This window comes from Terasakiella sp. (genome assembly GCF_048267425.1).
Lineage (GTDB): Bacteria > Pseudomonadota > Alphaproteobacteria > Rhodospirillales > Terasakiellaceae > Terasakiella.
The window spans coordinates 1-20,472 of the sequence record NZ_JBLWXN010000014.1 but is presented as its reverse complement, the minus strand read 5'-3'; the positions used below and the strand labels follow the sequence as shown (position 1 = coordinate 20,472).

General features: G+C 48.8%; 17 protein-coding genes and 1 pseudogene. 13 read left to right on the top strand and 5 right to left on the bottom strand.

Annotated elements, in window-relative coordinates; genetic code table 11:
* The first annotated feature begins 15 nt into the window (after positions 1-15).
* The 10 genes and pseudogenes from ACN0VA_RS16350 to ACN0VA_RS16305 all read left to right on the top strand — a co-directional run bounded on the left by ACN0VA_RS16350 (position 16) and on the right by ACN0VA_RS16305 (position 11,310).
* A complete protein-coding gene (locus ACN0VA_RS16350; protein ID WP_417822194.1) occupies positions 16-1,038 on the top strand; it encodes an NAD(P)H-dependent flavin oxidoreductase in 1,023 nt (340 codons plus the stop codon).
* Between the two features lie 13 nt (positions 1,039-1,051).
* Positions 1,052-3,316: a phosphoenolpyruvate--protein phosphotransferase gene (ptsP, locus tag ACN0VA_RS16345; protein ID WP_417822193.1), complete on the top strand. Its 2,265-nt coding sequence runs from the start codon at positions 1,052-1,054 to the stop codon at positions 3,314-3,316.
* A 69-nt stretch (positions 3,317-3,385) separates the two neighbouring features.
* A pseudogene (locus tag ACN0VA_RS16340) lies at positions 3,386-3,625 on the top strand (helix-turn-helix domain-containing protein); the annotation flags it as partial.
* A gap of 63 nt (positions 3,626-3,688) precedes the next feature.
* A complete protein-coding gene (locus tag ACN0VA_RS16335; RefSeq protein ID WP_417822226.1) occupies positions 3,689-4,624 on the top strand; it encodes a RodZ domain-containing protein in 936 nt (311 codons plus the stop codon).
* Positions 4,625-4,736: 112 nt separating this feature from the next.
* Positions 4,737-5,843 carry a flavodoxin-dependent (E)-4-hydroxy-3-methylbut-2-enyl-diphosphate synthase gene (gene ispG / locus ACN0VA_RS16330; protein WP_417822192.1) on the top strand — a complete coding sequence of 369 codons (1,107 nt, stop codon included), beginning with the start codon at positions 4,737-4,739 and terminating at the stop codon, positions 5,841-5,843.
* 2 nt (positions 5,844-5,845) lie between these two features.
* A complete protein-coding gene (hisS, locus tag ACN0VA_RS16325; RefSeq protein WP_417822191.1) occupies positions 5,846-7,096 on the top strand; it encodes a histidine--tRNA ligase in 1,251 nt (416 codons plus the stop codon).
* 11 nt (positions 7,097-7,107) lie between these two features.
* Positions 7,108-8,370: a glutamyl-tRNA reductase gene (gene hemA / locus ACN0VA_RS16320; RefSeq protein ID WP_417822190.1), complete on the top strand. Its 1,263-nt coding sequence runs from the start codon at positions 7,108-7,110 to the stop codon at positions 8,368-8,370.
* A 9-nt stretch (positions 8,371-8,379) separates the two neighbouring features.
* Positions 8,380-9,453 (top strand): peptide chain release factor 1, encoded by a 1,074-nt coding sequence (gene prfA, locus ACN0VA_RS16315; RefSeq protein ID WP_417822189.1) that lies wholly within the window; start codon positions 8,380-8,382, stop codon positions 9,451-9,453.
* A gap of 15 nt (positions 9,454-9,468) precedes the next feature.
* Positions 9,469-10,320 (top strand): peptide chain release factor N(5)-glutamine methyltransferase, encoded by an 852-nt coding sequence (gene prmC, locus ACN0VA_RS16310; protein WP_417822188.1) that lies wholly within the window; start codon positions 9,469-9,471, stop codon positions 10,318-10,320.
* A gap of 207 nt (positions 10,321-10,527) precedes the next feature.
* A complete protein-coding gene (locus ACN0VA_RS16305) occupies positions 10,528-11,310 on the top strand; it encodes a DUF4167 domain-containing protein (RefSeq protein WP_417822187.1) in 783 nt (260 codons plus the stop codon).
* A 59-nt stretch (positions 11,311-11,369) separates the two neighbouring features.
* On the opposite strand, the gene ACN0VA_RS16300 is transcribed toward ACN0VA_RS16305, so the two are convergent.
* From ACN0VA_RS16300 to ACN0VA_RS16285, 4 genes are all read right to left on the bottom strand, one after another.
* Positions 11,370-12,302 carry an AEC family transporter gene (locus tag ACN0VA_RS16300; RefSeq protein WP_417822186.1) on the bottom strand — a complete coding sequence of 311 codons (933 nt, stop codon included), beginning with the start codon at positions 12,300-12,302 and terminating at the stop codon, positions 11,370-11,372.
* Between the two features lie 86 nt (positions 12,303-12,388).
* Positions 12,389-13,285, bottom strand: coding sequence for a LysR family transcriptional regulator (locus ACN0VA_RS16295; protein WP_417822185.1), 897 nt, complete (start codon positions 13,283-13,285; stop codon positions 12,389-12,391).
* 2 nt (positions 13,286-13,287) lie between these two features.
* Positions 13,288-14,112: a c-type cytochrome gene (locus tag ACN0VA_RS16290; protein WP_417822184.1), complete on the bottom strand. Its 825-nt coding sequence runs from the start codon at positions 14,110-14,112 to the stop codon at positions 13,288-13,290.
* A gap of 48 nt (positions 14,113-14,160) precedes the next feature.
* On the bottom strand, positions 14,161-14,619 hold the full coding sequence (locus tag ACN0VA_RS16285) for a c-type cytochrome (protein ID WP_417822183.1): 459 nt from the start codon (positions 14,617-14,619) through the stop codon (positions 14,161-14,163).
* Between the two features lie 196 nt (positions 14,620-14,815).
* Here ACN0VA_RS16285 and clpB point away from each other — a divergent pair, with 196 nt between their 5' ends.
* The 3 genes from clpB (at position 14,816) to ACN0VA_RS16270 (ending at position 18,626) form a co-directional block, all read left to right on the top strand.
* Positions 14,816-17,407: an ATP-dependent chaperone ClpB gene (clpB, locus tag ACN0VA_RS16280; protein ID WP_417822182.1), complete on the top strand. Its 2,592-nt coding sequence runs from the start codon at positions 14,816-14,818 to the stop codon at positions 17,405-17,407.
* Positions 17,408-17,486: 79 nt separating this feature from the next.
* A complete protein-coding gene (locus ACN0VA_RS16275) occupies positions 17,487-18,248 on the top strand; it encodes a flagellin (RefSeq protein WP_417822181.1) in 762 nt (253 codons plus the stop codon).
* A 12-nt stretch (positions 18,249-18,260) separates the two neighbouring features.
* The gene (locus tag ACN0VA_RS16270; RefSeq protein WP_417822180.1) at positions 18,261-18,626 is read left to right on the top strand and encodes a flagellar biosynthesis regulator FlaF; all 366 of its coding nucleotides are present in this window, start codon (positions 18,261-18,263) and stop codon (positions 18,624-18,626) included.
* Here ACN0VA_RS16270 and ACN0VA_RS16265 read toward each other — a convergent pair.
* Complete coding sequence (locus tag ACN0VA_RS16265) at positions 18,609-19,970, bottom strand: peptidoglycan DD-metalloendopeptidase family protein (RefSeq protein ID WP_417822179.1); 1,362 nt, start codon at positions 19,968-19,970, stop codon at positions 18,609-18,611. The two genes, ACN0VA_RS16270 and ACN0VA_RS16265, sit on opposite strands and share 18 nt — an antisense overlap.
* Between the last annotated feature and the right edge of the window lie 502 nt (positions 19,971-20,472).

Here is a 20,472-nt window from a genome sequence, read left to right as displayed (position 1 = left end):
ATAAGGGGTAGGGTAATGAGCGAAGCTGCCAGACAACAGCTGGATAAATTGTGGCAACGCGGGAAAGATTTCCTCGGTTGTGAATTTGCCGTTCTGGGCGGGGCGATGTCCTGGATTTCGGAAAGAAATCTGGTGTCAGCTTTGTCCAATGCCGGTGGCTTCGGTGTAATTGCGGGCGGTTCTATGGGACCGGAATTGTTGTCTGCTGAAATTGCAGCGACCAAAGCAATGACCGACAAGCCGTTTGGTGTGAACCTCATTACCATGCACCCTCAACTGGACCAGTTGATTGACGTCTGTAAGGAACACGCGGTCACTCATGTGGTTCTGGCAGGCGGTTTGCCCAGTGGGGCATCTATCAAACAGGTAAAAGATTTTGGGGCAAAGGTGATTTGTTTTTCACCCGCCCTTGTTCTGGCAAAACGATTGATCCGCAATGGTGCAGACGCGCTGGTGATTGAAGGGGCGGAAGCCGGGGGGCATATCGGCCCGGTTGTGACGTCTGTTCTGGCGCAGGAAATTTTGCCGCAGATAAAAGACGTGCCGATCTTTGTTGCCGGTGGCATTGGTCGCGGTGAAGCGATGTTGTCCTATCTGGAAATGGGGGCAAGTGGTGTGCAGTTGGGGACGCGTTTTGTCTGTGCCCATGAATGTATTGCCCATGAGAATTTCAAAAAGGCATTTATTCGGGCCGGAGCCAAGGATGCGATGACAACCTTGCAAATTGATCCGAATTTCCCGGTTATTCCCGTGCGGGCCCTGAACAATAAAGGGACTGAGGAATTTATGGCGACACAGCGCCGCGTTATTGAAAAATTCAATAATGGCGAGCTTGAAAAAGGTGCGGCTCAGTTGGAAATTGAACATTTCTGGGCGGGTGCCTTGAAACGTGCGGCCATTGATGGTGATGTGGAATTTGGTTCGGTTATGGCTGGACAGTCCGTCGGCATGGTGAAAAAAGAACAACCCATTTTGGAAATTTTGGAGGAATTGGTCGAACAGGCGTGTGCCGTCCTAGAGACACGTCAATCGACCTAATCGCAATCAGGTTATGATCCCCGGTCGTTCAGCACTCGCCCCAAAAGGAATTTTGTCGCGCCTGCGCTCCGTTATGGCAGCAGATGCGACGGCGGAAACGCGCCTGCAATTGGTGACCAATATTGTCGCGACCGATATGGTGGCGGAAGTTTGTTCCATCTACATTATGCGCGCGGGCGAGGTTTTGGAACTGTTCGCGACCAAGGGGTTGAAACTGGATGCGGTCCACCTGACCCGTTTGCGGGTTGGTGAAGGGGTTGTCGGGGCAATCGCGGCCTCGGGCCGACCGATGAACCTGTCAGAAGCCAAAGATCATCCATCATATGTCTATCGCCCGGAAACGGGGGAAGAAGATTATCATTCGATGATGGGTGTTCCCTTGTTACGCATGGGGCGCGTCCTTGGGGTTCTGGTAATCCAGAACAAGACGCAACGTCATTACACCGAAGAAGAAGTCGAAACCCTGCAAACTGTTGCCATGATTATTGGCGAACTGGTCGGCAGTGGTGAACTGATTAAAAAAGAAGAAACCCTGCCCACCGACGGTATCGCCATGTTGCCGTTGCGTCTGGAAGGGTCGGCCCTGAATGCCGGGATCGGGATGGGCGATGCAATTTTGCATGAAGCCCGCGTGGTCATCACACGTTTTGTTGCCGAAGACCCGGAAACGGAACTGGAACGTTTGCGCAATGCCTTAAGCGAAATGCACGGGGCATTGGATGATATGTTGCAATCGTCGGAAAGTCTGGATGATGAACATCGCGATATTCTTGAAACCTATCGTATGTTTGCCGAAGATGCTGGCTGGCTGGGTCGTATTCGCGAGGCGATTAAAACAGGTCTGACCGCCGAAGCCGCTGTGCAAAAGGTTCACGATGATACCGAAGCCCGTATGGCACAGGTTCAAGACCCTTATTTGCGCGAACGCGTCAATGATTTGCAGGATTTGGCCAACCGTTTGTTGCAACATCTGGTCGGGGTTGAAAAACTTTCCCCCGAAGATATTCCTGAACATGCGGTTTTGGTTGCCAAAAACATGGGACCGGCGGAATTACTGGATTATGATCGTACCCGACTGCGCGCCCTTGTTTTGGAAGAAGGATCGGCGACATCCCATGTGGCGATTATTGCGCGTGCGCTGGATATTCCGGTCGTCGGGCAAGTTAAAAGTGCTCTGTCACGCATCGAAGCGGGCGACCCTATTGTCGTAGATGGCAATAATGGACAGATTTTTATTCGTCCGGGTGAAGATGTTTTATCTGCCTTTAAAAATAATGTGAAGGCACGTATTCGCCAACGCGAAGTCTATGCGGCTTTACGTGATAAGCCCGCGGTCACCAAAGACGGTGTGGTTGTTTCGTTGAACGTGAATGCAGGCTTACTGGTTGATCTGGAACATCTTAAAGAAGTCGGGGCCGACGGGGTTGGGCTTTATCGTACTGAAATACCGTTCATGGCCCGGTCCGACATTCCCGGTGTAGAAGCACAAGTTTCATTGTATCAAAAAATAATGGACGAAGCAGGGGGTAAGCCTGTTGTCTTTCGCACGTTGGATGCGGGTGGAGACAAGGTGCTGCCCTACTGGAATAATCATGGGGAAGAAAATCCGGCGATGGGCTGGCGGGCCATTCGTGTCACGCTGGATCGTCCTTACTTGTTGCGTCAACAATTGCGCGGTTTGATCCGGGCTTGCGGCGGGCGGGAATTGAACGTGATGTTCCCGATGGTTGCAGAAGTTGCCGAATTTGTACAAGCGCGCCGTCTTCTGGATATGGAAATTGAACGCGAAAGTATCAAAGGTCATCGTTTGCCCTCACGTGTAAATGTTGGCGTGATGTTGGAAGTGCCCTCTTTGATGTTTCAGTTGGACAGCCTGCTTGAAAAAATTGATTTCTTGTCTGTTGGATCAAACGATTTGTTCCAGTTCCTCTATGCGGTTGATCGTGGGAACCCCCGTATTTCAGGGCGTTATGATACCTTGTCGCCGCCTATGTTGAATGCGTTGAAAACGGTTGTCGATAAATGCAATAAGGCAGATGTGACGTTAAGCTTGTGTGGTGAAATGGGGGGGCGCCCGTTGGATGCAATGGTGCTGGTTGGTTTGGGATTTCGTAAATTATCCATGTCGGCCTCATCCGTCGGGCCTGTAAAAATGATGATCCGGTCCCTGACTTTATCGCAATTGGAAAACTTTTTGCACAAACAAGTCGGTACGTCTCATCACAGTTTGCGGCCTGTTCTGCGTCAATTTGCGAAAGACCGTGACATCGCGTTGTAATCCATATACAGATTGTTAACAAAAAGCGCATATAGTGTAAGCTTCAATCGGTCTGGGACTTGAGGAGCCATGATGAGAAATAAAGGGCGTGATGCACAACAGGAGCCGGTATTTACGGGGCCGGGCGTCAGTGAATTACTGAAAACGACGCGTGAACGTGCTGGTCAGGACCTGCAGGTTATTTCCCAAGTCTTGCGAATTCGCTACATTTATCTGGAAGCGATCGAAGGGGGACGTTACGACGAATTGCCGGGCAAAACCTATGTTGTCGGGTTTGTTCGTGCCTATGCGGAACATTTAGGCCTTGATTCAAACGAGGTCGTCAAACGTTTCAAACAGGAAGTTGACGGTCTTGAAGGGCGTTCCGAATTGATGTTCCCCTCTCCGGTAACGGAACAGTCCGTACCGGGCGGTGCCATTATAATGATTGGTCTGGTTGTTTTGGCGGCGGCTTATGGGGGATGGTACTTTTTATCCTCGCAAGATCGTAGTGTTGCGGAATTGGTGCCTGATCTGCCCGCTAAATTTGCTGAAATGATGGACCGTGTTAAAAATGGTCAGCAAGAAGAGGCGCCCGCACCCGTAGAAACCGCACAAGAATCGCGGATGGGGGAGCAAGCACCTTCTGTATCCAATGAGCAGGTCAGTGAAACCGACGCACAGGATATGGCACAAAAAGCGATGGAATCTTTGGAAAAAGCAAAGGCTGAAACCAAAGAAACGGAACAAGTTGTTGAAACCGTCAAGCTAAATGAAAAAGTCAATGACGAGGTGGTAGCGCAAGAACAAGCGGAACAAGAGGCAGCCCCGCAAAACGTCGTTGAAGAAACTGCTGAAAAAGTGGTGGAAACGGTAGAAGAAAAAGTTGAAGAGACTGTTGCGGCAGTTTCGGCTGAGGTTGAAGCTGAAACATTGACAGCCCCGGCAGTTGAAACGGAAGAAACACCCGCGGTGACTGAGGAAAAAGTAGAAGAAACCTCAACCCCTGCGACCCCTGCCGTTGAAAATGAAGCGCCCGCTGAGCCGCAAGTTATGACTGAAAAAGTGATGTTGAAAGCGGTTGATTATTCGTGGATTCAAGTCACGGACGCGGATGGCAACGTGATCCATACACAGGTTTTAAACGAAGGTGAAGAATATCAAATCCCGCAAACACCGGGTTTAATCTTGCGCACAGGGAATGCGGGGGGACTTGAAATCTATGTGGATGGTACGAAAGTGCCCTCGATTGGTGAAGCCGGTGAAGTCCGCCGTAAAGTGCAGATCAACCCGGAAAAATTATTGGCGGGGAAGGCTGTGGAAAGTTAAACCTTTCCCCGTTGACCTGTTTGCATACCGCCAAGACATATCAGTCCTTTTTTTAGCCTAAAATATAAGCTATAAGGCGCATTCTGTTTAATTGTGATGAGCTTTGATCGCTATGTCCGTGCGCCCTTATAGAGATATCATCCGTCGGAAGTCCCGCCAAATTCGTGTCGGCGATGTGTTGGTTGGTGGTGATGCGCCGATTTCGGTGCAATCGATGACCAATACATTGACCACCGACGTTGATGCAACGGTTCGTCAGGTTCTGGCAATGGAAGAAGCTGGTGCTGATATCGTGCGTATTTCGGTGCCCGATGAAGCCTCCTCAGCCGCCCTGAAGGATATCATCAAACAGGTCAATGTGCCGATCGTTGCCGATATCCATTTCCATTATAAACGCGGGATTGAGGCAGCAGAGGCCGGTGCGGCCTGCCTGCGGATCAATCCGGGCAATATCGGGTCTGCGGAGCGTGTGCGCGAAGTCGTTAAGGCGGCTAAAGATCATGGCTGTTCCATGCGCATCGGTGTGAATGCCGGGTCACTGGAAAAAGACCTGCTGGAAAAATATGGCGAGCCCTGCCCCGAAGCGATGGTGGAAAGTGCGCTCAATCATGCCCGCATTCTGGAAGATAATGATTTCTTCGAATTTAAAATCAGCGTGAAAGCCTCTGATGCCTTTTTGGGTGTCGCAGCTTATCAAGGCTTGGCGGAAGCCTGTGATTATCCCTTGCATCTTGGGATTACAGAAGCCGGTGGATTGCAGGCCGGGACGGTTTTATCATCGATCGGGATCGGTAACCTGTTGTGGGCGGGTATTGGCGATACGCTGCGTGTTTCATTGTCTGCCGACCCGGTAGAAGAAGTTAAAGTCGGTTACCATATTTTGAAATCGTTGGGTTTACGTACCCGTGGGGTCAAGGTTGTCTCCTGCCCATCCTGTGCCCGTCAGGGCTTTGATGTGGTGAAAACGGTCGCGGCTGTGGAAGAACGTTTGCAACATATTCGCACACCTTTGACATTGTCTATCATCGGGTGCGTGGTAAATGGCCCCGGTGAAGCGCGTGAAACCGATATCGGTTTGACCGGGGGGGGGGGCGGAAGCCACAAAGTTTATGTCGGTGGTGTACCCGATCATAACACCTCAAGTGAAGAAATGATTGACCATATCGTGCAGTTGGTTGAACAAAAAGCTGCACAAATCGAAGCACAGAAAGAAGAATAATCATGGCTGGATTACAACCTGTTAAAGGCACTTACGATCTCCTTCCCCAAGAGCGCGCATTGCATCGTCATGTGAGCGAAACCGCGCGCTCGATCTGTGAGCGTTATGGTTTTAACGAGGTCCTTACCCCGATTTTCGAATTCTCCGAAGTTTTTTCACGCACGCTTGGTGAGACATCGGATGTTGTAACCAAGGAAATGTTTTCCTTTGTGACCAAGGGTGACGATCAGATTACGCTTCGCCCAGAAGGAACAGCCGGGATTTGCCGTTCGTTCATTTCCAATGGGCTGCAACAGGAAACGCCGATTAAACATTTTTATTACGGCCCGATGTTTCGTTATGAACGTCCACAAAAGGGGCGCCAGCGTCAGTTCCACCAAGTCGGGATTGAGCTGATCGGTGTCGATAGCCCGCAAGCCGATATTGAAGTGGTCGCTGCCGGATATCATTTCCTGAAAGAACTGGGTTTCGCAGATGTGGTGACACTGGAACTGAACAGTCTGGGGGATAGCGAAAGCCGTAATGCGTACCGTGAAAAGTTGGTGGCGTATCTCAGTCAGTTTGAAGATAAGTTATCCGAAGATAGCAAAAAACGTCTGGTGACCAATCCGCTGCGTATTCTCGATTCCAAAGATGAAGGTGATCGGGAAATTGTAAAAGATGCGCCACTGTTGGGTGAATGTCTGAACGAAACATCTCAGGCTTTTTACGACGAAGTGAAACGTGGGCTGGATATGCTGGGTGTCCCTTATGTGGAAAATCCGCGTCTGGTACGTGGCTTGGATTATTATTGCCATACTGCCTTTGAATTTACGACCAATACATTGGGGGCACAAGGAACGGTTTTGGCAGGTGGGCGTTACGATGGCCTGATTAAAATGATGGGTGGGCCGCAGGTTCCCGGTGTGGGATGGGCGTCCGGTGTGGAACGTCTGGCTTTGATGCTGGGTGACGACAAGGTTGAATTGCCGCGCCCGATCATGGTGATCCCGGCTGCAAATGAACATCAGGATGAAGCCTTTCTGGTTGCCAATCGTTTACGCCAAGAAGGTTATATTGTCGAACAGGGCTATAGCGGGAATTTTAAGAAACGTTTGAATAAAGCGAATAAACTGAATGCTTTTGTTGCAATCATCGTAGGGATGTCGGAATGTAACGAAGGCGAGGTGATGTTCCGCGATTTAAACACAGGTGATCAGGTTCAGGTTTCTGTGGATGGACTGCCTGCTTTGATTGAACGTGCAAAAGGGTAATTGAAAATCCGATGGCTGGTCTGTTTTCAAGTGATGCGAAAGTTTTGGTGATTGGGGCGAACCATCGTTCCAGTTCCCTTGCTTTGCGTGATCGTCTGTTTCTGGACGAGCCGGAAGTCATTCCCTTTCTGGATAAGTTGAAAGACGACGGGGTGGAGCAATGCCTTGTGGTGTCAACTTGTGACCGGGTGGAAGTCCATTGCGTTGATCATAATCCGGCCCGCGCGCACGAACTGATCGTTGCCCGTTTGGCAGAACGCGCCGAATTGGATAGCCATACCATTGCAAGCCAGTTGTATGTACATGAAGGCGAAGAGGCCGTCCGCCATATCTTTCGGGTTGCCGCCTCGCTTGACAGTTTGATGGTGGGGGAACCCCAAGTCGTCGCGCAGGTGAAAGACGCCCATCGTCTGGCGGTGGAAGCTGGCAGTGTCGGTTCGGAATTGGAACGTATTTTTCAGGCCGCTTATGGAACGGCGAAACGGGTGCGTACAGAAACTGCGGTGGGCGAACGTCCGGTTTCCATTGCGTCTGTTGCAGTTCAAATCGCCAAGGAATTGCATGGCGATCTGAGCCGTTGCCGGGGTCTGTTAATCGGGGCGGGCGATATGGGGGAGTTAACCGCGCAAAACCTGATTGAATCGGGATTGAACGATTTTACCTGCATCCATTCCTTTGCGGGACGTGCGCAACGGATTGCGCGACATTTGTCCTGTCATTTTGATGATTTCGACAATCGTAATCGCTTGGCCTGCGAGGCCGATATCATTGTGACCTCAATGAATAAACGGACCCGTGTTGTAAGTGCCGATATGGTATCCAAGGCCTTGCAGGTCCGAAAAAATAAACCCATTTTCCTGATCGACACGGGCATTCCCGGCGATGTGGATCCTGCGGTGAACGATGTGGACGGTGCGTTTTTATATGACCTTCACGATCTGGAACGTGTCGCGATGGAAGGCCGTGCCTCACGCGAAGCCGAAGCACGCGCGGCTTCTTCTATCTTGGACAAGGATTTGCACGATTTCTTCCGGGGCAAGGAAGAACGCACGGCGGTTCCCTTGGTTAGTTCTTTGCGGGATCGATTTGAAACAGAACGTCAGGCTGTCTTGGTTTTGCACCCAAATGATGCGGATAAGGCCACCCGTTTGTTGATTAACCGCTTGCTCCACACACCCAGCGAAGAACTGCGTGGACTCGCGGCTGTTAAGAAAAAGAAAGAGTGGGAAGCGGCAAGCGATCTTGTCGAACGACTTTTCCTCAAGAAAGATTGAAGGTAAAAAATGAGTTTTCAGGAAACGCTAAGCCAGGTTGTCAACCGGCATGAGGAACTTGCGGCGTTAATGTCGGATGCCTCGTCTTTGAATGCGTCTGAATTTACGAAAATGTCCAAGGAATATGCCGAACTGACACCTGTTGTGGAAGCGGTGAATGCCTTGCGCAATGCTCAGGCCGAAATGGCGGAGTGCGAACAAATGCTGTCGGATCCGGATTGTGATGCGGATATGAAAGAGCTGGCCGAAGCCGAGTATCACGATTTGAAAAAACGCGTGCCGGAACTGGAACGCGACGTTCAATTGATGTTGCTGCCCAAAGATGAAGCTGATGAAAAGAATGCTATTCTTGAAATTCGTGCCGGTACGGGCGGGGATGAAGCCGCGCTTTTTGCCGCGGATCTTTACCGCATGTATCAGCGCTACGCTGAACGCATGGGGTGGAAGTTCGAACTGTTGGATGTCAACGAAATCGGTATCGGCGGGTTTAAAGAAGTCTCGGCCAATATTACCGGGAAAAACGTATTTGCCCGCTTTAAATATGAATCCGGTGTACATCGTGTGCAGCGTGTCCCGGCAACGGAAAGCGGTGGGCGCATTCATACTTCCGCCGCCACGGTTGCCGTTTTACCCGAAGCCGAAGATGTGGATATCAAGGTGGAAGCAAAAGATTTGCGTATTGACACCTACCGTTCCCAAGGGGCTGGCGGGCAGCACGTCAACACAACCGATTCTGCGGTACGGATTACCCATATTCCAACCGGTCTTGTGACACAGTGTCAGGACAATAAGTCCCAGCACAAAAACAAGGATCAGGCGATGAAAATGATGCGGGCAAAATTGTATGATCACGAACGCCAGCAACTGGATGCGGAACGGGCAGCGGATCGTAAAAATCAAGTGGGGTCCGGGGACAGGTCTGAACGCATTCGCACCTATAACTTCCCGCAAGGCCGTATTTCCGACCATCGGATTAACCTGACGCTTTATCGATTGGATGAAGTTTTGCAAGGTGATCTGGATGAAGTGATCGATGCCTTGATTACCGAAGATCAGGCGCAGAAATTGGCGGAACTTTCATAAAACAGGTCGGTGATTATGACCACGATTGCCCGTGCGATACAGATGGTTTGTGAACGGCTTGACAAAGCCGGAATTGAAAATACCCGCTTTGAAGCCCGTCTTCTTTTATGTCATGTGCTTGGGGTGGAAACGCAAATCCTGATCGGTTACCCGGAACGCGATATTTCCCAAGACGATATGGATCGTCTGGAAACGTTGCTCAAACGCCGGGAAGGCCGGGAACCCATGTCCCATATTTTAGGGGAGCGGGAATTCTGGAGCCTGCCGTTTAAAGTAACGAAAGATACGCTGACTCCGCGTCCCGATAGTGAAACCTTGATCGAAGCTGTTTTGCATCACATCCCGGATATGATGCGAAATTTGCGTGTTCTGGATTTGGGGACCGGGACGGGGTGTTTGTTGTTGAGTGTCTTGTCTGAATATCAACAGGCAAGCGGTCTTGGTGTGGATATCAGCCCGGCTGCCCTTGAGGTGGCGAAAGAAAATGCACGAAATCTGGCATTGGAATCACGTAGTGATTTCCGACTTGGCGATTGGGGTGCAGGCATTTCTGAAAAATTTGACCTCATTTTATCCAATCCCCCCTATATTGCGCTGAGTGACAAAGAGATATTAGCGCCGGAAGTCGTGCAATTTGAACCGTACAGCGCTTTGTTTGCAGGGCCGGATGGCTTGGATGATTATCGCAAATTGGCTTTGGCCTTGGTTGACGTGCTGCATGAGGATGGATTGGCGGTTGTGGAAATTGGTATAAATCAAGGGAATGCAGTTTCTGAACTGATGGAAAAAGTCGGTTTTTGCGTTTTGGAAAGGCCAAAAGACCTGGCTGGAATAGAACGATGTGTAATAATTCGTAAAAAACTTTAAAAAAGGCTTGGAAAACAACTGAAACCTCTATAGGTTGGGGTTGTAACGGACACATTGGAAAGCCGCTCGGGGAAACTGTCGGCTCTTGGTATTCCGTCATTTAGCAAAGACTTCCAAAACAATATCGTCGCGCTCCTAAGAAGAGCAGATGTAGGTGAATCCACCTTGTTTTGGAAATGGGTTATCTCTTTTTATATATCAGGATCCATGAGACAAGGTTCCAATAATCAAACCAATCGTCGTGGGCGTGGCCGGGGCCATACCCATAACAACAATCGCCGTCACAATCATGGTGGCAACCGTAACCAGAATTACGACAGTAATGGTCCTCAGGGACGTATTCGCGGGACAGCCAAACAGGTTTTTGAAAAATACCTGCAATTGGCAAAAGATGCCATTTCTGCCGGTGATCGTGTTTTGGCGGAAAGTCTTTTCCAACATGCAGACCATTATGGTCGCATTGCAGCCTTATATGCGCCCAAGCCGAAACCGGAACAGGATGAAAACTTTGAGGCGCAAAGCGCCGATGATGATGTTCAAACTGATGAAGATGATGGCAATGACGACACAAAAGATGTTGCTGAACGCGTCACAAAATCCGTTAAAGTCGATATAGAAGACAGCAATGCTTCGGCGGATGCTGCGCCAAAGCCAGCAGAAAAAGCGGTAGAAGAAAAACCGAAACGCCGCGCACCGACCCGTCGCACGACAATACGTAAAAAAGTGGAAGACGACAAGCCCAAGTTAGGGGGCGGTAGCAACGCGGTCCCTGATTTCCTGGCTCGCCCGGTTGATGTGGACAGTCAGTCCAACGAAGATGAACCGGCTGGCGAGGTTGAAGAAAAACCGAAACGCCGTACGACAACGCGTCGAACAACGACCCGTAAAACGACAACGGCAAAATCCGATGCACCGAAAACCACCCGCACACGCCGTAAAAAAGCTGATGATGCGGATGCTTCTACGGATACGGAAAAAGAAGCCAGCTAAACGTATGCTGCTTTTGAATATAAAAAAACGCCCGGTCTTTTGATCGGGCGTTTTGTTTTTTACTGGGGGATGAAATGTTGCAAGAGCCAAATGGTGACGGGCAAGGATAAGAAAGCGAACAAGGTCTGTTGCGTGATAATCGTCGCCATCATTTCGTGATCCCCGCCTAATTGACGTGATAAAATATAGGAAGACGGGGCAGTAGGGGTCGATAGAAATAAAATCAATGTTGCTGCCGTGATGCCATTAAGCCCAAAGAAGTAACAACAAGCGGCGGTACTGACGGGTTTAAACAAGAATTGAATAATACCGACAAAGAAGGATGAACCTTTGTTTTTATAAAGAGTTTTAAATTGTAATGCGGCCCCGACCGTCATCAAGGCAACAGGCAGGCTGGCCCGGCCAATGACTTCCAAAGTTTTGGACAAGGCCGTCGGTATGTTTAAACCGGAAAAATTTAACAGAAGGCCGATCACACATCCGATGATCAGGGGATTCTGGATGATCTGTGACATGACGGTCTTGAAGATATTGGTGCCCCGGTTTAAGGAAATAGAAAAGGTGGTTACACATAACAGGTTGATGAGCACGATCATAAATCCGGCACCAAGCGCGCCGATAATAAGACCTTGTGTTCCATATAGTTCCTGTGCAACCGCCAAGCCAACAAATGTATTGAAACGCACACCACCCTGAAACAGGGAGGTAAAACGTTCCGCACTGATATTCGGACCGAGATAACGACTGAGCCAGAAAACAAAAGCAGCCAGAAGGATGGGAATATCAACCGCCAGAGCAATTTCTTTCCAAGGCATCTGATCAAGACTTTTACTGGAAAGCACATAAACCAGCAGAATAGGCGTCAGTACATAATAGCTGAGTTTTTCAAGAGCGGGCCAAAGGTGAGGATCAAAAAAATTCGTGCGCTTTAAAAATGTCCCAAGGGCAATCAGGCTGAGTATGGGCATAAGGGCATTGATGGTGATGAGCATATCTGGCCTCAAATCACGAGGGAAGGGGGAAGCCAGTAGTACGAGAACTATCAATTAAATAAAAGTTTATAAAATTAACGAATTTGTTAAAAATAATTTAAGTTCGGTGCGGCGGTGTGATGCTGTAGGGACTGGAAGAAGGTATCAATAATATACCACCACGGGCTTTCCTTTTTATGCATCAATCCTAAACTGCGATAAAGTGGCGGATCGCTGAAGGGAACGACTTTCATCGTTTGGGTTAATTTCTGGGCACGATGATCAGGTAAGGAAACAACCGCAACACCAAGCGAGGCTTGTGCCATTTTAATTGTAGCCTCTAGAGAATCGAGTTCCATACCGTCCTGCGTGACAATGCCATCTTGTTTGAGGCGTTGTTCAACCATTTGTCCGGCCCAAGCTTGACGGTCAAAACAGACATAAGGATGGTTTGACAACAAACCGGCGGGGGTCTCTTCCGCAAAATCTTTTGGGGCGAGGACGAAAAAACGTTCGTCGAAATAAGGGCGCCATATCATTGTTGTCGGTAAAATAATTTGTGGGGCGGTGGTGATGGCAAAATCCAGCTGTCCAGCTTCAACAGCCTGTGTCAATTCCGCAGATAAACCGGTTTTAATGCTGATTTGCAGGTTGGGGTGACTGTCTTGAATTTCACGAATAACGATGGGAAGGGGGGCGGCTTGTACCGTGTTGATGGAACCAATAATCAAGGGGCCACTGAACGATTCGTTTTGATGGAGGAGCCCTTTTAGACGGTCATACTGTGCGACGATCTGACGAGCTTCTTTTAATAAGGTCTGTCCTTTGGTGTTTAAATGCGGTTTATGTCCACTGCGGTCAAAAATTTCGGTTTGAAATTCATCTTCCAGTTTTTTGATTTGCAAACTGACAGCGGCTTGTGTCAGGCCCAGTTTTTGGGACGCTGCAGCAAAACTGCCATATTTATCAATGGCAATCAGCGTTCTTAGGGCGCGGATCGACATGGTTATTCAAATTCAATAAGATAGGTGATGACAGCGTTTAAGTCGTCTTTGGTCAGTTTTGATGTGGTTTTTGCAATCACATGTCCCATAGACCCGCCAAGGAAATCACCATCCGGTGTCATCCCTATGCGCAAGGCGGTGCGATAGTCGCCCTCTTCCCATCCTTTCGGGCGGATGTTGGGGATTTTTTCTTTATCAGGACCGTTTGGATTACCTTGAAATTTTTTGGATGTGTCGCTGCCACCCAAACTATTACGAGGCGTGTGACATTCTCCGCAATGGGCCAAACCATTGACGATGTAGGCCCCTCGATTCCAGGCGGCCGACTTATTCGGGTTTGGTGTAAATGTTCCTTCATCAAAGAACATCATTTTCCATCCCATCATCAAAAACCGCATATTAAACGGGAAGGGGATGTCGTGTTCGGGGACGACATTTTTAGACGGCGCTACCGTATCAAGGTAGGCTTTCAGGTCCAAAAGATCCTGACGCGTCATTTGGGTATAAGAAGTATAAGGAAAAGCCGGGTAATAATGTGATCCGTCCGGGGAAATGCCTTGGGTCATTGCTGCAATGAAATCGTCATCACTCCATCCACCGATCCCGACGTCGGGGTCTGGTGTGATATTCGGTACGTAAAAAGTGCCGAATGGGGATTTAATGGCCAGTCCGCCGCTTAAATCTGCATCTTTTTGGTTTGGTGTGTGGTGACAGGAAATGCAGCCGCCCATATTCAGGATATATTTCCCTTTTTCAGCATCTCCGGCGGCATGAAGCGGGGAAGCCAGCAGGCAAAATAGAATCAGGAATAGGGCGGTGCGTTTCATCGTGTCTATCCGAATTGGTCGTGATTAAAATATGATAGGCAGTATGCCTTAATTTTTCTTTTGACGGAATTCAGTATGACAGGTTTTACAGTTGCCGGTCATTTTACCAAACGCCGGTAAAATTGCACTTTCATCGCCTTTGGAGGCGGACATGGCAAGGACAGCAGAATCTGCGGCGAGACTTTCAATCAGGCCACTGAATTTTGCCCAATCTGTCCAGATATTTGGTTTGGCTTCAGATTCTTCGGAAAGGCTACCCTCAGGGAACTTGCTTGCAACCTGTTTGGCGGCTTCCGAAATGGCTGCTGCCCCTGCGGCAACGGCTTTCATATCCAAATCCGCGCCCCCTGTTGCCATGGGTGCAATCATCTTTGTATTTTTGCCGATGATCTTCATCAGGTCCATGCGTTCTTTGATCACACCCGTTGCCCCGTCATGCGCATAGGCGCTTGAAAGGGCGAGAAAAGTGGCGCCGATGGTGCAAACTGCAAGTGTTTTGTGAAACATGTTGAGCCTCGTATAAGCATTTTTAAGGTTATTCTAATTCGCTGTAAACTTTGCCAGAAAAACATACCTTGCGCAATGCAACGCTTGAGACATATTCTATTTTAGAACTTAAACCGACAGAGGTTTCCCACAAGTTGTTGCTTCTTAAGAAGGACCGGGTTGGAAAGCAGTCGATCACCATAAAAGGTTTGAGACCATGAACATTGAAAAATATACTGAACGTGCGCAAGGATTCCTGCAAGCTGCCCAGCAGGGGGCTTTGCGAGAAAACCATCAGCGTTTTACACCTGAGCATTTGCTCAAAGCCCTTCTTGATGACGAAGAAGGGGCCGCTTTTGGCTTGATTGAAGCCGCTGGCGGAAAACCGAAAGTCGCAAAAAAAGCGATTGAACGGGCCTTGAGCGCCATCCCCAAGGTCGAAGGCAGCGGGGCGGGTAATCTTTACCTGTCCAGTGAAATCGCCAAACTGTTACAACAAGCAGAAGAAGCTGCAGACAAAGCAGGTGACGATTTTGTCACCACCGATATGTTGTTGCTTGCATGTGCCTTGGCCACAGGGACACCTTGTGGTGATGCGTTGAAAGAAGCAGGTGTGACACCGCAAAATCTCAACGGTGCCATCAATGCTATGCGAAAAGGACGAAAAGCAACTTCACGCAATGCAGAAAACAACTTTGATGCCTTGAAAAAATATGCTCGCAATTTGACTGAAGCAGCGTCTGCCGGCAAGCTTGACCCGGTTATTGGGCGGGACGAAGAAATTCGTCGTGCGATTCAGGTTCTATCGCGCCGGACCAAAAACAACCCGGTTTTGATCGGGGAACCCGGTGTTGGGAAAACCGCAATTGTCGAAGGTTTAGCCAACCGTATTGTGCAAGGCGATGTGCCGGAAAGTCTGGCTGAAAAACAATTGCTTGTTCTTGATCTCGGCGCTTTGGTCGCCGGGGCCAAATTCCGCGGTGAATTTGAAGAACGCTTAAAAGCTGTTTTGGAAGAAGTTGCCACGGCAAATGGCGACATTATTCTGTTTATCGATGAAATGCACACTTTGGTCGGGGCAGGTGCGTCCGAAGGATCAATGGATGCATCCAACCTTTTGAAACCAGCCTTGGCACGTGGGGATTTGCACTGTGTGGGTGCGACGACCTTGGCAGAATATCGTAAATATGTGGAAAAGGATGCAGCCTTTGCCCGTCGGTTCCAGCCTGTTTTTGTGTCGGAACCGACAGTGGAAGACAGTATTTCCATTTTGCGCGGTATTAAGGAAAAGTATGAATTGCACCACGGGGTTCGTATTACCGATACGGCTTTGGTCGCGGCTGCAACATTGTCAAATCGTTATATCACGGACCGTTTCTTACCGGATAAGGCGATTGACTTGATGGATGAGGCCGCCTCTCGCCTACGTATGGAAGTTGATTCCAAGCCCGAAGAAATTGACGAGTTGGATCGTCGTATTATTCAGTTGAAAATTGAACGCGAAGCCCTGAAAAAAGAAAGTGATCAAGCCTCGCAGGATCGTCTGGAAGATATTGTCAGCGAACTGGAAGACCTTGAGATTAAATCCGGGACCTTGACAAAAGCATGGCGTGAGGAAAAAGACGCCTTGGCCGATGCAACCAAAGTGAAAGAACTTTTGGAACAGGCCCGCATTGATGTTGAAATCGCCCAACGAGAAGGCAAACTGGAAAAAGCCTCACAACTTTTGTATGGCGAAATCCCGGCGTTAGAAGAAAAATTACGTCTTGCGGAAAGTTCGCAGCAGGAACGCACGATGGAGCAGGCGGTACGTGAAGAACATATTGCCTCGGTCGTATCGCGCTGGACAGGTGTGCCAGTAGATAAATTGTTGCAGGGTGAACGTGAAAAGCTCGTGCTTATGGAAGACCAATTGTCAAAACGGGTGATTGGGCAGCGCGAGGCCTTGCAAGCGGTTGCTGATGCGGTTCGCCGTTCACGCGCAGGCTTACAGGACCCTAACCGACCGATTGGATCGTTCCTGTTTTTGGGGCCGACTGGGGTTGGGAAAACAGAACTGACCAAAGCCTTGGCAGAATTCATGTTTGATGATGAAAATGCGTTGGTGCGCATTGATATGTCTGAATATATGGAAAAACATGCCGTTGCCCGTTTGATCGGTGCGCCCCCGGGCTATGTCGGATATGAAGAAGGCGGTGCCTTGACCGAGGCCGTGCGCCGTCGTCCCTATCAATTGGTTCTGTTTGACGAGATTGAAAAGGCACATCCCGATGTCTTTAACATTTTATTGCAAGTATTGGATGAGGGACGTTTGACCGATGGTCAGGGCCGTACAGTCGATTTCAAAAATACTCTGATTATCCTAACGTCGAATTTAGGGGCCGAAATTATGGCCGCACAGGAAGAAGGACATGATTCTTCCGAAATTCGCGAAGAGGTTTTAGAGGTGGTGCGCGCGTCCTTCCGACCGGAATTTTATAACCGATTGGATGAAGTGATTCTCTTCCACCGCCTGTTCCGCGAACATATGGCGGGTATCGTCGATATTCAGTTGAAACGACTGGAAAGCTTGCTAAGTGATCGCAAAATCGTGCTGGAACTGGACGAAGATGCCCTGCATTGGTTGGCCAATGCCGGATATGATCCGGCCTTTGGGGCACGTCCTTTAAAACGGGTGATCCAAAAATCTTTGAAGAATCCTTTGGCTGTTTTGATGTTGGAAGGACGTATTCAGGATGGAACGACCGTACAAATTGGGGCGGATGATGCAGGCTTGACCCTAAATGGGCGCAGTGCCGCCGACCTTTAAGGCTCTGTGACGGCCATCACTTATGTTTTTTGTTTAATTCTGCTATTCTAATGGTACGAATTAGGTGAAAGATGAAGTGATGGTCGAACAAGTCAGCTTTCTAAGCACAGCTTTTAGCCGCAATGTCCGCAATACACAAAATATTGCGGAAGTCAGTCGTGAAAGATCGAATCGTCTTTCGACAGGCTTGCGTGTTAGTCAGCCCAATGACGACCCTGCCGATTATTTTCGTGCCAAGGCCCTTATTGATCGTGTAAGTGATCTTGGGAATGCAAAAGGTGCGCTTCAACTGGAACAAGGGGGGTACCAAGCCTCGGTTCTGGGTTTGGATACGGTTGAAAAATTCGGAAAACAGTTGGAAGGGATCGCACTGGCTGCGAAATCAGCTGAATCTGCACAGGAACGCCAAGCACTTTCCGATCAGTTTAATGAAGTTCGAAATCAGATTAACAATTTGGTTGGTGACGCAACTTTTCTCGGTAAAAATCTAATCGCATCCAATACGGTGAGTGACCTCAATATCGGTGATGCCAATGCCGACTATAATGGGTTTGCGACACTGAGTGATATCGACACGGCAATCGCCTCGGTCAACAGTGCGGTTTCTCAGGTGCGCAGTACGCAATCTGATTATGCGGTTGATATCGCTATTTCCAATGTGCGTGAAAACTTCACCGATGATTTAAGCAATATTCTGCAAGATGGTGTCGACAAACTGGTCAATGCTGATTTGAATGAAGATGCAGCAACATTGTTGGCCGCGCAAGTGCGCAGTGATTTGTCTTTTCAGGGACAGAAGATTTTAGCGCAAGGTGAAAGCCTGCTTCTGGGACTTTTTTAAGCGTATTTTTGAATGACTAAAACCGGATACGATGCTTACAAGCAAACCCATAAAAACGGTTTGAAAGGACGTGCGCTGGAAGGCGAATCCTTTATGAAAGCCGTTCAGCTTTTAAAACAGGCACAGGAATTTGATGGCAATCGCCGACTGTTGATGGAAGCTCTGGATTATACCCGTAAGCTCTGGACCATTGTGCAGGCGGACCTGAAAGAACCGAACCATCACTTGAGCGAGGATATCCGTACGAATCTGCTTTCGCTCAGTCTTTATGTGGATCGTACATGTTATGATGTCGCAAAAAAGCCCCATCCGCAAAAGCTTCAGGGGCTTATTGATGTGAACTATCAGATTGCCTCGGGCCTACTCGGCACTGGCTAGACGTTCAATAGAAGTTGTCGGTGCCAATTTTGCATATTCTGTTTCGAATTTGCTTTTCACCGCAAGAAAACGATCCAGCTCTTGACCCGCTAGTTTCTTTCCGGCAGGCATACGAACGCGTAATGGGTTGGTTTTACGACCATTTTTGATGATTTCATAGTGAAGGTGTGGGCCGGTGGAACGACCTGTTGTGCCGACGTAACCAATGATATCGCCTTGCTTCACCCGTTTGCCTTTGTACATACCTTTTTTGAAAGCGCGCATATGGGCATAAGCGGTTTGATATTCTGAATTATGACGGATACGAATGTATTTGCCATAACCGCCTTTGCGTGCGGCATAATCCAGGACACCGTCGCCGGCTGCGAAGATTGGTGTGCCGGACGGGGCCGCAAAATCAATACCGGTATGCATTTTGGAATACCCAAGGATCGGGTGGCGTCGCTTGCCAAAACCGGATGATAAACGTGCGCCATTGATCGGGGTCCGCATCAGGGCTTTTTGTGCGCTTTTGCCTTGGTCATCATAATAGGCAACTCGGCCGTCTTTATCTTCATAGCGATAAATCGGTAATGCACGGCCACCGGTCTTCAGGCTTGCAAATAAAATATTGCCGACTTTTTTATGTTTGCCGTCTTCTGTGGCGACTTCTTCATACATGATCTGGAAACGGTCGCCTTTTTGAATGTCACGTTGGAAATCGACATCAAAGGAGTAGGCAAAGATAAATTCCATCAAAAGAGAAGCCGGTAAGCCAGCATCGGTTGCGGCAACATAGAGACTGGAATCAATTGTGCCTTCTGCATGGCGCAATGTGGTGACCAGATCTTTGACTTCTTCATGGGCTTTATAAACGCCGCCGGTTTCGCGTGAGACATATACATTATGATTAAAACCGGTGTTCAGTCGCATTTCTTCAAAGCTGTGCGGCATATCTTCATGTAAGCCGGGCTGGAAGGTTACTTCGATCTTTTGTCCTGGACGCAAACGACGGGGGTCGTATTCTTCGCGCAACGCTTCAATAGCTGTATAGGCGTCACCTCGGTTGATGCCGGCCTCCAGCAAAATTTTCATCAGCGTATCACCGCTACCGACTTCCAGTGTACGCACATAACTTTCAGGAAGTTGCTTGCGCGGTTCACTTGTCGGTGTTTGCTGAATGGCGGCATTGGCGATGGACCCGACTGTTACTGTCGGTGTTTCGACATGGGCTGTCTGTGTAACCGGTGCCTGCAAGCGAAGTTGCGGTGTCTCTTCGCTTTGTGGCAGATCGAGCATAAAGAGCCCACCTGCGATCAAGCTTGAAGAGATGATGGCCGTCAAAGGTAAGCGGCGGCGTATCATGTTTCGAAATCCCCTGTGTGATCGTTTAATCATTGGCGTCCGACAGTCGTTTATCTTTTATATATAAAGCCCCGTCATTGGCCTTGTGTCACAAAACAGTCAAGGACAATGAGTGTACAAGGCTCAGTTGTCAAGTGGATTCGATCCATTGAATCCCTTGGGTTTTATTCTAATGAGGCTTTATTAAGGAAGGGTTTCTAAACCAGAAAAAAAGCGGCGCCCATGATCTCTATCAATAGAAGAATAAAGATATGACACTTTGTATATCATCGGGCGGCTGATTCCTGCGTCATATGAGAGGGAATATGGGATATACGGTAAAAAGTAACCTTTTGTTAATTCTTGCACCGTGTGGAGTGGTTTTAGCGCTAAAGATTATATTCTTTAAATTCAATAGCTTATGTGAAATTAATGAGTTTTTTCGTTTTTTTTGAAAAAAGGTGTTTACAGGGTGGTTTGAGGTCTTTATAACCCGGCTTCACCGACGGGGCGCTGCTCCTGA